Genomic DNA, 13,139 nt, shown 5'->3' on the forward strand with positions numbered 1-13,139 from the left:
CGGGCGGGGCACGGGCCGGACGGTCCCGGGCTTCGGGCCTGCCGGCCCCTTCGGCAGGTGCCCGCCGGGCGGTGCGCTGGGGAGTTCGGTGGCGATGCGTGCGAAGACGGTACCGATCTTGCCGGTGCCGAGCACGCCGACCGTGCGTCCGTGGAAGTCGCGGCCCAGCAACCCGTTGAGACGGAAGTCGAACTCGTGGGCTCGGACGGTGGCGCGAACGATGCGGCGGTTCACGGCGAGGGCGAGCGCCCACGCGAACTCGGCGACGGAATACGGGGAGTACGACGACACCCGGGCCACCGTCAGGGCCAGCTCCACGGCCGTGTGCAGGTCGATGTCGTTGCAGCAGGTGGAACGCTGGAGATCATCAGGGTTCCGCCGTCTGCGAGTGTGCGAAGGACGGGGCGCTTCAACGTGGTCGTTCTCGCTGCTGTGGACGGCTCGCCGGAGAGCCTCGCCGCCGCCCGCTGGGCCGCCGACGAGGCCGTCTGGCGCCGCTGCCACCGGACGCGCGCGAGCGACCGAGTCGACGCTCCGCCGTCCGCCGACTCCAGGAAGGACCCCGGGCGCCGGGGACGGTCGAGGTCCACCGCGAGCGCGGCCGCCCTGCGCAGGTTCTGCTGGACGCGAGCCTGCTCGTGGTCGGATCCCGTGGCAACCGGCCTCTGGGGCCGTCTCGCGCTCGGCTCGACGAGCACGGAGATCGTCCATCACGCCCACCTGCCCGTCGTCGTGCCGGGCGAGCCGCCAGCTTGAACCGGTGTGTCGGTGACCATGGGGCGGGCCACCCGGGCCGGGCGAGCTCGCCGGCTCGGACCCGACCCGGGCAAGGTCCATCACCGTCCGGGTATGGGCTCACCGGCCCATGCCGAGGGGGATCCGCGGGGCCACGATGAGAAGCAGGCCGGCTGACGTCTCGGTCGGTACGAAGAGGTGGTCGGTCCGGCCGCCTGAAGTTCCACCCTGTGGTTGGACACTCTCCGTCTACGCTGCGAGGGTGTGACCTTGCCGGTGCCGCTGGCGGGTCTCGAGTGGCGTGAGGTAGCCCCACTCGGGGTGTTTGCGTAGGCGCCTGCGGTTGTAGAAGGTCTCGATGAAAGAGAAGACCTCCGCCCGGGCGGTGGCGCGGTCGGGCCAGACCCGGGTGCCGATCTCCGCCTTCAGTACGGCGAAGAAGCTCTCGGCAGCGGCGTTATCGTAACAGGAGCCGACCCTTCCCATCGACTGCCTCATGTTTAACTTGCTTATCTCGGTGCGGAATTCACTCGACGTATATTCGCTGCCGCGGTCCGTGTGGAAGACGCAGCCGCGCTCCAGACCGCCTCGGCCGGCGGCCATCCGCAGCGCGGCCACCGGCAGTTCGGCGCGGTGGTGGTCGGCCATCGCGTAGCCGACCACCTCGCGGGTGGCCAGGTCGATGCAGGTGGCCAGGTAGAGCCAGCCCTCCTCGGTCGGCAGGAAGGTCATGTCGCCGACGAGCCGCATCCCCGGGCGGGGCGCGGTGAAGTCGCGCCCGACAAGGTCCGGGGCGAACACCGGCTTGCGGGCCTGGCGGGTCAGACCGCGGCGCCGGCGGCGGGTGACGCCCGTGATCCCGCGCTCGCGCATGATCCGTTCCACCTTCTTCCGGTTCACCGCCCGGCCCTGGCGGCGAAGTTCCGCGTGGACGCGCGGGACGCCGTAGGCGCCCCGGGAGGCGAGGTGGATCACCGCGATCTCCGCGGCGAGGAGGTCTTCGGCCCGTTCGCGGGCGCGACGGTCCTTCTCGCCGGCCCGCCAGGCGTAGAAGGAGGAACGGGCGATCCCCAGCGCCCGGCAGATCCGCTTGACGCCGAAGGCGCCGTGGTGGTCTTCAACGAAACGGAAGCGGATCACCGATTCGTCTCGGCCGCGAAATAGGCGGCCGCCTTGCGCAGGATCTCGATCGTCTTCTGCTGCTCGAGGTTCTGCCGACGAAGTCGGGCGAGCTCCTCGCGCTCGGGGCTGGTCAGGTCACCAGGCCGGCCCTCGCCCCGGTCGGTGCGGTCCTGCTTGACCCAGCCCCGCAGCCCCTCCGGGCTGACCCCCAGCTCCCGGGCGATCTCGGTGACGTTCCGGTGCGGAGAAGACCGGACGAGCGCGACCGCGTCCCTCTTGAACTCCGCCGTGTACCGCTTACTCATGTTGCCGTTGCTTCCCACCTGAAACTGCTTCCTCTGGGCTCACATGTCCCAGTCTCCAGGTGTCCAGCCCCAGGGTGGAACTTCAGCCCGTCGCAACTGCCTCGTCGGCTCGGGCAACTCGTAGGAGGCGAATTCGCATGCGGTTGGAGATCACCGTGGGCCTTGACGGCTCGGCCGAAAGCCTGTCGGCCGCCCGGTGGCCAGCGCGGGAGGCCCAACTGCGGGGACTGCCCGTACGGCTGGTGCACTTGTGGCTGCTCAGCCCTGTCGCGGCGCCGCACCTCCCGAGCGGGGAGGTTCGGACAGCCGTGGGGCAGCGCATTCTCCGGGGCGCGGAGAGCGAGCTGCGCGGGCACTACCCGGACGTTTAAGCCCCCGTCGTCAGACGGACTGCCACGCTGATAGGGACCATCGGCCCTGTCAGCGCGTGACAAGGTCTTGTTCGCACAGTCGGCCCTGTCCGTTCAGGGCCGGTCTTCGGGCCGATATGGGCCACCTGGACCATGACCGGCACGGGTCCGGGGTTCAAGGATGGAAGACAGCTCAGCCGATGCCTCAGGAACGGTGGGAGGCGGACGCCATGTCCACGCATCCGAGCCGGCGCAACCCGGTACGGCGGACCTCGGACCGCATCCAGTGGTGGCTCGCCCGCGTCCTGCTCGCCGTCATGGTCATCGGCCTTCCCGCCGCCGCGGTCAGTGCCGGCCTTCTGACCTACCGAGCCCAGATGCACACCGGGCACGTTGAGTCCTCGGCCCGGCACACCGTCACCGCGCACCTGACCGCCGCCGCGCCCGTCCCGTCGAACAACGACTACAGCCGGGTCCCGGCAACCGCCGCCTGGACGGCAGCCGACGGCACTACTCATACCGCCACCGTCCGGATGTGGCCCGGAGAACGGGCCGGTACCCCCGTCCCGCTGTGGGTCAACCACCAGGACACGGTCACCTCCGCGCCCCTCACCCGCGGCCAGGCCGCCGCGGCCGCCTGGACGACCGCCGCCATGACCGCCGGAACCCTCTCACTCCTGTGCCTGGCCGCCTGGAAGGGCTCGGTCTGCGTGCTGGACCACCACCGCTACGCCCAGTGGGACGCGGAGTGGAGCCAGGTCGAGCCGCGCTGGTCCAAGCGGCTTCCCAGCTGAGCGAGGCGGCGTGGCCGAGGATCGGACCGTCGCTTTCCGGTCGGATCGGGCCGACCGGCCCGCGGAGGCGGGGCGTTCGGCCACTGCCCGCTTGGGGGACAACATGTCCGACCGCGACAGGCCAGAGCACCTTCCGACAGCGTGAGGCGGGCGGACGAGCGGGCCCCGCACGAGGCCGTGAGGTCCGCTGCGAGGGACGACCAGGCCCGCCCCGCCGATCGTGTCGCCCACGCGGAACACCACGCCCCGGGCTGGCCCGCCACGGACAGCTCGCTGACGTACGACCGGATCACGCTCAGCCGCGAGCCCACCACCCATTGCAGCGGGAACGAACTGTAAGCAACGGATGCGACCAGCCCCACCGCCGCGGCCACGGTCACCCAGGGGTCGCCCGGGGCACACGGGGCTCTCGGCCGACTCGCCCATGACCGTGGCTCCCGTCCGGCACGCAGGCCCGGCATCACCACCCTAGGACGTTGGCGGTCAGAGGTCGTTGTCCGAGCAGGAGAGGTTGAAGCGCATGTTGTGAGCCGGAAGTCCGGAACGATCGTGTCGGGCAGGGCGGGCGAGTTGAAGAGCGGCATGGTCGGGCAGACTACGCAGGACAGTGCCACCGGGGACCACTCCGCCGCGCAGCAACCGGTGTTCGGTGACGGGTTGCTGTCCGGCGGACGCCGCCGCGCCCACCATCCTCCGTCGGGACCGCCGGTGTCGATCCCACCAGCCGGGACGCGCTATGGATGGCGCTGGCCCTGACGCCGATCGCCGGTGCTTGTTCCTCCTGTGGTTCATGGGCGCGGTACGGGACTACGTCGGCCACCGGGCGGACAGGCTCTTCGCCACGCTCTTCCTGGGCGGCGGGCTGCTGTCCGCCGCGATGCCGTTCGTCCTCGCGGCCATGGCCGAGCGCCTGGTGGGCGCACCCGGTGGGACACAGCCGCAGCTGTGGGGGTTCGACCGGCACCTCGCCCTCACCGTCCTGGTGGTGAGCCAGGCGATGCGGATGGCGTTGGTCTTCACCCGTTCCGCTACGACGGTCAGGTGCGGCCTCGCCCTCTTTCCGCGTTCGCTCGGCCGGCTCGGCTGCTTGGTGGCGCTGGTGCCGCTCTTCGTGGTCACCAGCCTTCCCTGGTCGGAGCCGGCCTTCCCCGCCTGGGTGTTGGCGGTGAGCGGCCAGATCCTCCGCTCCTCCTTCGGCGCCCCGCAGGCGATGGCAGCCGGCTGAGCTGGGTACGCCGCGCCCCCCGCGTGGTGCGGCCCTAGGCTGGTCGGTAGGAGCCACTCGGCGGAAGTACCCGTCGCCCAACAACCGAGGGACGGGCGAGACCGCGCTGGAGGTGTCTCATGGCTTCCTCTTCCTCGGCGACCGGCGCGGGCGGGAAGCCCGCAACGCACCACTGCTGCCCGAGCGGCATGGTGACCTTCGCCGGTGTACTGGTGTTCATCCTGGCGCTCTTCAACGGCCTGAACGGCATCGCCGCGATCAGCCGGTCGCACGTCTTCGTCGCGGGCGCCCACATCGTGGTGGGCGATCTGCGGGCCTGGGGCTGGACCCTGCTGATCCTCGGGATCCTGCTGGCCCTGATCGCGGCCGGCATCCTGGCCGGCAGCCAGCTGGCGCGCTGGGTCGGCGTGGCCGTGCTGTCGCTCAACGCCTTCTCGCACATGTGGGTGGTGGCCAGCTACCCGCTCTGGTCGGTGCTGATCATCGTGCTGGACATCCTGGCGATCTACGCGCTCTGTGTGCACTGGGGCACGCATGAGCACGAGGAGGCGACGCGGTAATCGGCCCCAAGGGCGACGACCACGGCGGAGAACGGGGCGAAGCGGGTCGAGGCGGTGCTCGACGAGCCGCTGCCGCGCCGGCTGCGGCTGGTCAAGTGGCTGCCCTCGTCCCGCACCACCTCGTGCTGGCCGCCCTCTGGCCCATCCTGCCGACTGGTTAGTTTCCGACGATCCGTCAGCTCAGCTTGGTGATCTTCATTGCTCGACGCCCGGGCTGACGTCAGCGCTGAGATGTAGATCTGGTCAGGTCCTCACAGGCGCCGGGCTCGGCTCGCGTCAGGCTGTCAGCCGGCGCAGGTGGCCTCGCTCGTTCTCCTGGCGCAGTTCCGTGACGAACGCCGCAGGAGGTGCGCGTCCGGCTCGGTGAGGCGGCTGCCGGTGAGGGCCAGGACGGTCCCGTCTGCCAGGTCGGCGCAGTACGGTGCTTCCTCCGGTGCGGCGGGTACGGGGTGACCGGCGGAGGCGAGGTGCTGCCAGCCCGTGTCGGACGGCCTCATAAGGGGCACTTGTGCTCGGCATCGCCACGACAGTGCTGCTCGCCACCGGCGCCTTCCGCAGTACAGCACCAGCGACGTGGCGGGCACCGGGTGCGCGGTGTGGTGCGCCGGCACTGCCGGGCCAGGTGGTCGATGTGACCACGGTCGACATGGGGCCTGGCGTGATGGCTGGCCCCAACGCACGCACCCCGATGAGCGGCGGCCCTGGTTGGTACGGCATGCGCCTGATGCGTCTGGCGGGCCACCCGGATACGGTCGCGGCCGGGGTGGTGTCGCTGCGGGTGTTCAACACGGGAGCTCTCACACACGAGGTCGTCGTGCTGCCCTTGTCGGCGGGCCAGAGCGCAGGAGAGCGTCCTGCCGGTCCCAGTGGGCGGGTCGATGAGGCCGGCAGCCTGGGCGAGGTCTCGCGCAGCTGCGCCGCCGGTGCCGGGGACGGCATCACTTCCGGCGCGACGGGATGGACCACGGTGACGCTGCAGCCTGGCCGCTACGAGTTGGTGTGCAACTTCCCCGGCCACTACACGGCTGGGATGTACACCGAGCTGGACGTCACGCCGTAGCCACAGGCCCAAGATCGATCTCACCGAGCCGACTCCATCGTCGGGCTCCTCGTCGTCTGTCTCGCAGTCCAAGAGGGCCGCGGAGCCTGGTGCGGCGATGAAGTGCCTGCTGACGGAGAGACGACGTCAGTCCGGAAGCCGGAAGCGGGGTGCTGTCGATTCTCGGTTCTGGTGAACAAAGCCAGGGGGCGTCAGCGCGTCCGTCATTTCGTGTAATCACCTGAATGGGTAATCCCGGATGGCCGCGTCCGGAGCGTCTTGCTGTGATGGGCGAGGGTGCCCGACGAGGCACCCGTCAAGGAGGTTGAGATGACCGCCTACCCGATACGTGCTCTCGTCACCAGTACGTTGGCCGTGAGCGTCGCGCTGTGCGCCGGCGTCACCGCCGCACCGGCTGCCGCAAGCCCGGCCGTCACCGGGACCGCGATCCCGGCTCTGCAGCAGCAGACACGCACCAACCTCGCGCAGGCCATGCGGGGCGAGGCGTTCGCCAACGTCTCCTACACCCTCTTCGCGGCCCAGGCGCAACGCGAGGGCCGGCCGGCCGTTGCCGACCTCTTCCGGAAGGCGGCCGCCGTGGAGCTCGGTGAGCACTTCACCCAGGAAGCCGCGCCGAGCGGCCTCGTGGGCGGCAACGAGGCCAATCTCACCGACGCCATCAGCGGCGAGGGGTACGAGTCCACCACCATGTACCCGACCTTCGCCCGCCAGGCCAGGGCGGCCGGCGACACCGCCGCCGCCGACCTCTTCACCGAGATCGCCAAGGACGAGGCAGCTCACCAGGCCGCGTACAAGGCCGCACTCACCGCGCTCCGCAGCGGCAAGGGCGCCATCCCGGCACCCCCGGCCATCACCCCCGTCACGGTGACAGCCGGGCAGCCCAAGGTCACCTCGGCGCAGACCAGGGCCAACCTCGACACCGCCATGCACGGAGAGGCCCTGGCGCACGCCAAGTACACCCTCTACGCCCAGCGTGCCCAGCAGAGCGGCAACGCCGCCCTGGCGCGCCTGTTCACCGCCGTCTCCGACGTGGAGCTGCAGGAGCACTTTTCCGGCGAGGCGGCGCTGGCCGGATCGGTCGGTACCACGAGCCACAACCTGGCCACGGCCATCGCCGGCGAGACCTACGAGTCCAAGACCATGTACCCGACCTTCGCCCAGCAGGCCAAGACGGCCGGCGACACCGCCGCCGCCACCCTCTTCCAGCACAACGCCACCGACGAGGCCGACCACGCCCAGGCGTTCCAGACCGCCCGCAAGAGCCTCGGCTGACCAACGGTGACCCGCCGTTTTCGGACGGCTCCCCACCGGAGCCCACCCGGACGGTTCGGAGAAATCGGGGGTGGTCGAGTCGACCGCCCCCGACTTCTCCGTTCGGTCAGCGTGCGAGGGAGAAGTAGTTCTCCTCCTCCTGGGCGAAGTGCAGGCGCAGCACGCTGTGGAGGCCGTAGAGGCAGGCCCTCAGGTCGTCGAGCTGTTCGTCGCGCAGGCGGCCGTGGTTGGCGTCGGCGAGTTGCAGGTGGGCGGCGATCCGGCGGGCGAGGCGGTGGATCTCGGTGTGGGCGCGGCTCATGGTGGCGGTGGCCTCCGGCCCGCCGAGGGCGGGAGCGAGGGCCGGGTAGAGCTGGTGCTCCTCGGCTAGTTCGTGGGGCAGGAGCCGGTCGGTGAGAAGCCGGTCGACGTGGCGGACGGTGTCCAGGGCGCGCGGGTCGGCGGCGTCGGTCAGGTGGTCGGCGGCTTCGCGGACGGCTTCGATGACCTCGCGCAGACCGTCGTGTTCGGCGGCGAAGTGCCGGATGAGCTGTTCGGTGGCCGGTTCGATGGTGGGCAGGGCGGTCCGGTCCAAGCGGAGAGCGCGCAGGGCGTTGATGATGACGGCGACGTCGATGGCCTCCTGAAGCAGGGCGCCGGCGGCGGGCGGCAGCAGCCCGAAGGCGGCGGCGGCCATCGCTGCGAGAGAGAGCAGCATGCCACCGAGCGCGCTCTGCACGGCGATACGCCGGGCGCGCACCGCGATGACGGCGGCGTCAGCGAGGCGGTCGACGCGGTCGGTGGTGAGCACGATGTCGGCGGCCTCGGAGGAGGCACTGGAGCCGCGGGCGCCCATGGCCACGCCCACGTCGGCGGCGGCCAGGGCGGGGGCGTCGTTGACGCCGTCGCCGACCATGACGGTAACCGCGCGCCCACGTTCGGCGACCTTGTCGGCCGGGGTCTGCTGGGCGTGGACGTCGTCGAGACCGAGGACGGCGGCGATCTCCCGGGCCGGCTCGGCGCGGTCGCCAGTGAGCATCAGCAGGCGGGTGATGCCGGCCTCGCGCAGCCGGCGCAGGGTACGTGGGGCGTCGTGGCGCAGCGGGTCGCGCAGCAGGATCGCTCCGGTGAGCTCGGCGTCGACGGTGAGCCAGGCGACGGCGGCGCCGTCCAGGGTGGCCCGGTTGTCGGCCGCACGCGCCCAGCCGGGCAGCGGTGTGACGTCGTGCCCGCGTCGGCCGACGCTCAGAACGGTGCCGTCGAGGCGTCCCGTGGCGCCGCGGCCGGGCACCTCCGCGACGTCGCGGACCGGTCGGAGGGTCAGGCCGCGGGCGCGGGCCTCGTCGGTGATGGCCTGGGCGAGGACGTGCGGAGAGAACTGATCGACGGAGGCGGCCAGGGTGAGGACCTCGGTCACGCTGTGGCCGGGGGCGGCGGCGATGTCGATGAGGCGAGGGCGGCCGGCGGTGAGGGTGCCGGTCTTGTCCAGGACCAGGGTGCGGGCCCGGCCAAGAGTCTCCAGGGCGGCACCGTCGCGGACCACCACGCCCTGCCGGGCGGCGCGCGACAGACCGGAGACGATCGCGACCGGCGCGGCCAGCAACAGCGGGCACGGGGTGGCGACCACCAGCACCGCCACCGCCCGCACCGCCGAGCCGCTGACCAGCCACGCCAAGCCGGCCACCACCAGCGACAAGGGCAGGAACCACGCGGCGTACCGGTCGGCCAGCCGAACCACCGGGGCGGCCTCGGCACCGGCCTGCTCGGCCAGGCGTACGATCTCCGCGTAGGTGCTGTCCCGCGCGCTCGCCTCGGCCCGCAACTCGAAGGCGGCGCCCGCATTGACCCCGCCACTGCGCACCCGCTCGCCCGCGGCACGTTCGACCTGCGCCGACTCGCCGGTCAGAACGGACTCGTCCAGGACCGCGGCACGGCCCTCGATGCGCCCGTCGACAGGGGCGACCTCGCCCGGCCCGACCACCAGCAGGTCACCCACCCGAACCTCGGCCAGGTCGATGATGTTCACCTGGTCTCCGATGCGGCGGCGGGCCGTGCGTGGAGCGTGTTCCAGCAGGTGGCGCAAGTCGTGGGAGGCGCGGCGTTCGGCCGCGGCGTCCAGCCAGCGGCCGGTGGCGAGCATGAGCGCGATCAACGCACCGGCCAGATACTCGCCTGTGGCCAGCGTGCCCGCCAGGGCGAGGACCGCGATCAGGTCGACTCCGGCCTTGCCGCGTCGCAGCGCAGCGACCACCCAGGTTACGGACGGCACGATCGCCGCGACCGTGCCAACGGCCCAGCACGCGTCCGCCAGGATCCGTGCGCCGGCCAGCCACGCGGCACCGCCCGCGACCAGGGCGGCGGCGGTAAAGCCGAGCAGCACCGGCGCCAGCCACTGCCGGGCAGGGGCCGGTGTCGCTCGCTCTCCTTGCCGTCCTGCCTGCCGCTGGTCCACCGTGCGCTCCGCTTGTTCCGCGTGTCCTCCCCCCAGGAGACCTCACCGCCCGGCGCTCCGGCCAGGGGCCTTCAGGCCCAGCTCAACGGGCCGTCCGGGCGCGTGCTGGCCGGGCATACCGATCCGCGAGTTGCCCCCGGCAGCATGACGTCCACAAGCAGAACGCCCGCTGGCAGCGGCTGCGAGCATCACAGCCCCGCTGGTGGGCACAGGAGGAGCAGGGGGCGGATCTGTGGTCATGCACGAACCAGCCGGCCAGCCAGGCGGCCCCCGATTCTCCGACGTCGGCACGACCGGTAGGACGTCGTTCAGCACCCGGTGGTCGAGCGTGCTGTCGATCAGCTTCTTCACCGGGGCGAGATCGCCGAAGTCCGTGACGAAACCGGGCGGCACCAGGTCGTCGGCGGTTCGGCCTCGCGCCAGCTGTCGATCGGACTCCCGTGTCGGCCAGCTCGCAGAGCCGGCCGACACGGGCGTTCAGGGGCAGGCACGCGGGCCGGATCCTCGCGACCAGCGGGAAGCGCTGGGTGCCCACCCCGTGGCTGCAGCAGGTCAAGCGCGCGAGCGGGGTGGTGTCGCGGGTGAGGGCCCAGGTGTCGAGGCGCAGCAGGTGGCGCATCGCGGCGGTCAGGGTGGCAGCACGGTCGGGTGCCACGGGCTTCGGGGCGTCGCGGAGCATCGCGAACTGGGCCCAGACGTCGCCCTGTTCGTACCAGTCGAGTCCGGCCGCGCGGAGCATGGCGGAGATGAGGACGACGACGGTCGCGGTGCGGCCGAGGGCGGGCGGGTTCGGCTCGGCGGCGCGGGCCAGCAGGTGGCGGCTGTCGGCATGGAAGAGGCGGTGGGCGATCTCCATGGCCTGCGGGCCTCCGAACGCCTTGGACTCGGGTTCGTAGATCACGGTGGCCCAGCCCGCGAGGAGACCCTCCTCGGCGAGGGTGTCCAGCAGGGAGGTGAGGACAGGCACGGGGGCGGCGGCCCGGTAGCGCAGTCGCAGCCCCTTCCCGGGTGGCAGCAGGGTGGTGGCGGATGACCAGCACGTACAGCACGGTGTCCACGACCAGCCGACGCGGGAACTTCAGCGAACGGCCGCCCCGGCGCGGATCCCGCTCCGGCAGCAACGGCTCGATCACCGCCCACTGAGCCTCCGTCAACGACGAGTCATACGAAGGCTTGCACGAACAGGCACACATGGCGGTGATCTTCGCGGAAACCCGACGGCGAAGATCACCGCAAATGCATCACACCCCGGAGTTGATCACTTACCCAACACTTTCTCAGGCGCCAGGGGCAGTGCCGTCGCGGTGCGGGCCTCGTCGTAGCGGTGGAGGATCAGGCGGGCTATGGCGTCGTGGGCTGCCAGTGGGGGGCTTGTCCACCTGGCTTCCGTCGTGGCGGCTCGGCGGGCGAAGAAGCCGGGGGCCAGGAGGTAGGTGGCTACGGCGACGTCGTGGTGGCCGGCCGCGCGTAGGGCGGCTACTGCCTCGTGCGGGGTGGGACCCACGGCGGAGAGGTGGGCGGGGGTGACCGGGCGGCCCAGGCGGCGTGCCAGGAGGTGCGCCATCCGGGTCGTGTCGGCGATGGCGGTCGGGTCGGAGGAGCCCGCGCCGGCCAGGACCACCGGGGCTTCGGGGGTGGCGCCGGTCTCGGCCAGCCTCGCTGCGAGGGCTTCGGCGAGCAGCGGGTGCGGGCCGAGTGCGCGGGCGACCTGGGACGTGGGGAGGCCGGCGGCGGCCACTGCGGCCGGAATGTCGACGCGCACGTGGTAGCCGGTGCTCAGGAGCAGCGGGACCAGGATCGGCCGCTCGCTGCGCAGTTGGTATAGGGCGTCACGGAGAGATGGACGGTTCAGATCCAGGAAGGCGTATTGGACGAGTAGTTCGGGGCGGAGCGAGCGAACACGACGCAGCAGGGTGTGAATTGTGACGGAGGACGAAGCGTCCCGGCTCCCGTGTGCCACGGCCAGCAGCATCAGTCGGCCGCCAACCGGTAGCCCCGCTTGGGCACTGTCCGGATGATCCCCGCGTGTGGTCCGAGCGCCGCCCGCAGCCGCCCGACGGCCGCCTCCACCGCGTGTTCGTCGGCGCTCGCGTCCGGCCAGGCCACGCGCAGGAGTTCGGCGCGGCTCAGCACGCGGCCCGGGCGTTCGGCGAGGGCGCGGAGGACGGCGGCGCCGCGGGGGCTGAGGAGGTGGCTCTCGCCGTCGACCAGGGCCGCGTTGCCCTGAAGGGTCAGCACCGCGTCGGACAGCGGGATCTCGCGTCTGCCGAGGGTGGGCAGGGTCTCCGCGAGCAGGCGGACGAGCGAGCCGAGCCGGCCGCGTTCCGGGTGGACCGTCGGCAGGCCGAGGTCCGCGAGCGGGCGGGCGCACAGGGCGCCGACGCACACGGGCAGGACGTCCCCGCGCAGGGCGTCGAGGACGGGTTCGCGCAGGCCCTCGGCCTCCGCCGTGGCGAGGAAGGCGGCGACGGCGGGTGCGCTGGTGAAGGTGAGCGCGTGCACCTGGCGCCGCACGGTCTGGTCGACGAGCCGTCGCACCGGGGCCATGTCGTCCGGCGGGGCCCACTGGTAGACGGGGACGGAGATCACCTCGGCGCCGCGCTCGCGCAGCGCCGCCGCGAAGGCGTCGAGCCGCACGCCGTGCTCCTGGATGGCGATCCGGCAGCCGTCGAGGGGGCGGGCGAGCAGCCAGGTGAGGAGCTCGTCGGTGGCCTCCGAGCCGGGGGAGAAGCCCTCGCCGAGGCCGCTGGCCCGTACGGCCCCGGTGGCCTTGGGCCCGCGGCTGAGGACGACCGCGCCCCGGCAGGCCTCGGCGAGGGCGGTACCGCCGCCCCATCCCTCGGCGGCGCTCATCCAGCCGCGCCAGCCGACGCCGGTGGTGGCGACGACGTAGTCGAGCGGGGCGGTCAGGCACCGCTCGGTGGCCTGGCGCAGGGCGAGGTCGTCGGCGAGCGGCATGATGCGCAGCACGGGCGCCTCGACCACCTGGGCACCGCGCCGGGTGAGGAGGGCGACGAGTTCCTCGCGGCGGCGCGCGGCGGTGACCCCGACGGTGAAGCCGGTGAGGGGTCCGGGCGAGGTGGTGGGGGTTGCCATGCCGGTCAGCGTGGAGTGCGCACGTTACGGGGGCGTTGCCCGGCCGTCACCCCCGGGTAAGCGAGCGGGCCGCTCCGGTTACGGCCGGTGTTCCTGGAGCGCACTCAGGGGCCGGGCGGCCGTGAGGGAGGCGTACCTCGCCCGCAACACGGGTGACGCGATCGCGAAACAGCGGACGACGACATTCCT

At 72.1% G+C, this 13,139-nt stretch carries 14 protein-coding genes and 2 pseudogenes; 7 read left to right on the top strand and 9 right to left on the bottom strand.

The annotated features are described in order from the left end of the window. Nucleotides 1–90 precede the first annotated feature (90 nt). Nucleotides 91–401: pseudogene (locus tag BOQ63_RS39825) on the bottom strand (NAD(P)-dependent oxidoreductase); the annotation flags it as partial. 13 nt (nt 402–414) lie between these two features. Between BOQ63_RS39825 and BOQ63_RS39830 the strand changes: the two are divergent. Continuing rightward, the gene (locus tag BOQ63_RS39830; protein WP_030285927.1) at nt 415–756 is read left to right on the top strand and encodes a hypothetical protein; all 342 of its coding nucleotides are present in this window, start codon (nt 415–417) and stop codon (nt 754–756) included. Between the two features lie 228 nt (nt 757–984). Here the strand turns inward: BOQ63_RS39830 and BOQ63_RS39835 are convergent, their stop codons facing one another. Together BOQ63_RS39835 and BOQ63_RS39840 are read right to left on the bottom strand one after the other, a co-directional pair. Next, the gene (locus BOQ63_RS39835) at nt 985–1,875 is read right to left on the bottom strand and encodes an IS3 family transposase (RefSeq protein WP_150475799.1); all 891 of its coding nucleotides are present in this window, start codon (nt 1,873–1,875) and stop codon (nt 985–987) included. Next, nucleotides 1,872–2,162, bottom strand: a complete 291-nt coding sequence (locus BOQ63_RS39840) for a transposase (RefSeq protein WP_072653749.1) — start codon at nt 2,160–2,162, stop codon at nt 1,872–1,874. The genes BOQ63_RS39835 and BOQ63_RS39840 overlap by 4 nt, the downstream gene beginning before the upstream one ends. 137 nt (nt 2,163–2,299) lie before the next feature. Here BOQ63_RS39840 and BOQ63_RS39845 point away from each other — a divergent pair, with 137 nt between their 5' ends. The 4 genes from BOQ63_RS39845 to BOQ63_RS39860 all read left to right on the top strand — a co-directional run bounded on the left by BOQ63_RS39845 (nt 2,300) and on the right by BOQ63_RS39860 (nt 5,091). Further along, entirely contained in the window at nt 2,300–2,533 is a 234-nt protein-coding gene (locus BOQ63_RS39845; protein WP_030285925.1) for a universal stress protein, read from the top strand. Nucleotides 2,534–2,742: 209 nt separating this feature from the next. After that, entirely contained in the window at nt 2,743–3,306 is a 564-nt protein-coding gene (locus BOQ63_RS39850) for an Rv1733c family protein (protein WP_043482100.1), read from the top strand. A 772-nt stretch (nt 3,307–4,078) separates the two neighbouring features. Then, entirely contained in the window at nt 4,079–4,531 is a 453-nt protein-coding gene (locus BOQ63_RS39855) for a hypothetical protein (protein WP_141763637.1), read from the top strand. Nucleotides 4,532–4,650: 119 nt separating this feature from the next. Further along, nucleotides 4,651–5,091 (top strand): DUF7144 family membrane protein, encoded by a 441-nt coding sequence (locus BOQ63_RS39860; RefSeq protein WP_141763638.1) that lies wholly within the window; start codon nt 4,651–4,653, stop codon nt 5,089–5,091. 284 nt (nt 5,092–5,375) lie between these two features. Here the strand turns inward: BOQ63_RS39860 and BOQ63_RS39865 are convergent, their stop codons facing one another. Further along, nucleotides 5,376–5,588 carry a hypothetical protein gene (locus BOQ63_RS39865; RefSeq protein WP_030556308.1) on the bottom strand — a complete coding sequence of 71 codons (213 nt, stop codon included), beginning with the start codon at nt 5,586–5,588 and terminating at the stop codon, nt 5,376–5,378. Nucleotides 5,589–5,599: 11 nt separating this feature from the next. Here BOQ63_RS39865 and BOQ63_RS39870 point away from each other — a divergent pair, with 11 nt between their 5' ends. Both BOQ63_RS39870 and BOQ63_RS39875 read left to right on the top strand, forming a co-directional pair. After that, complete coding sequence (locus tag BOQ63_RS39870) at nt 5,600–6,151, top strand: sulfocyanin-like copper-binding protein (protein ID WP_030556306.1); 552 nt, start codon at nt 5,600–5,602, stop codon at nt 6,149–6,151. A gap of 309 nt (nt 6,152–6,460) precedes the next feature. Continuing rightward, nucleotides 6,461–7,423, top strand: a complete 963-nt coding sequence (locus tag BOQ63_RS39875) for a ferritin family protein (RefSeq protein WP_191093631.1) — start codon at nt 6,461–6,463, stop codon at nt 7,421–7,423. Nucleotides 7,424–7,529: 106 nt separating this feature from the next. Here the strand turns inward: BOQ63_RS39875 and BOQ63_RS39880 are convergent, their stop codons facing one another. The 5 genes and pseudogenes from BOQ63_RS39880 to BOQ63_RS39900 all read right to left on the bottom strand — a co-directional run bounded on the left by BOQ63_RS39880 (nt 7,530) and on the right by BOQ63_RS39900 (nt 12,950). Then, nucleotides 7,530–9,854, bottom strand: coding sequence for a heavy metal translocating P-type ATPase (locus BOQ63_RS39880; RefSeq protein WP_107488601.1), 2,325 nt, complete (start codon nt 9,852–9,854; stop codon nt 7,530–7,532). 42 nt (nt 9,855–9,896) lie between these two features. Next, complete coding sequence (locus BOQ63_RS39885; RefSeq protein ID WP_305953092.1) at nt 9,897–10,325, bottom strand: 6-carboxytetrahydropterin synthase; 429 nt, start codon at nt 10,323–10,325, stop codon at nt 9,897–9,899. Between the two features lie 172 nt (nt 10,326–10,497). After that, nucleotides 10,498–10,821, bottom strand: a pseudogene (locus BOQ63_RS39890) (thiopeptide-type bacteriocin biosynthesis protein); the annotation flags it as partial. 291 nt (nt 10,822–11,112) lie between these two features. Beyond that, the gene (locus BOQ63_RS39895) at nt 11,113–11,814 is read right to left on the bottom strand and encodes a sirohydrochlorin chelatase (protein ID WP_158876569.1); all 702 of its coding nucleotides are present in this window, start codon (nt 11,812–11,814) and stop codon (nt 11,113–11,115) included. A gap of 11 nt (nt 11,815–11,825) precedes the next feature. Beyond that, nucleotides 11,826–12,950, bottom strand: coding sequence for a uroporphyrinogen-III synthase (locus BOQ63_RS39900; protein ID WP_030556295.1), 1,125 nt, complete (start codon nt 12,948–12,950; stop codon nt 11,826–11,828). Nucleotides 12,951–13,139 lie beyond the last annotated feature (189 nt).

The organism is Streptomyces viridifaciens, assembly GCF_001888885.2.
Classification (GTDB): domain Bacteria; phylum Actinomycetota; class Actinomycetes; order Streptomycetales; family Streptomycetaceae; genus Kitasatospora; species Kitasatospora aureofaciens.

Coding starts and splice junctions, on each gene's coding strand:
- BOQ63_RS39865 (WP_030556308.1), bottom strand. CDS start 5,588: ATGAGGCCGTCCGACACGGGCTGGCAGCACCTCGCCTCCGCCGGTCAC.
- BOQ63_RS39840 (WP_072653749.1), bottom strand. CDS start 2,162: ATGAGTAAGCGGTACACGGCGGAGTTCAAGAGGGACGCGGTCGCGCTC.
- BOQ63_RS39845 (WP_030285925.1), top strand. CDS start 2,300: ATGCGGTTGGAGATCACCGTGGGCCTTGACGGCTCGGCCGAAAGCCTG.
- BOQ63_RS39900 (WP_030556295.1), bottom strand. CDS start 12,950: ATGGCAACCCCCACCACCTCGCCCGGACCCCTCACCGGCTTCACCGTC.
- BOQ63_RS39860 (WP_141763638.1), top strand. CDS start 4,651: ATGGCTTCCTCTTCCTCGGCGACCGGCGCGGGCGGGAAGCCCGCAACG.
- BOQ63_RS39850 (WP_043482100.1), top strand. CDS start 2,743: ATGTCCACGCATCCGAGCCGGCGCAACCCGGTACGGCGGACCTCGGAC.
- BOQ63_RS39875 (WP_191093631.1), top strand. CDS start 6,461: ATGACCGCCTACCCGATACGTGCTCTCGTCACCAGTACGTTGGCCGTG.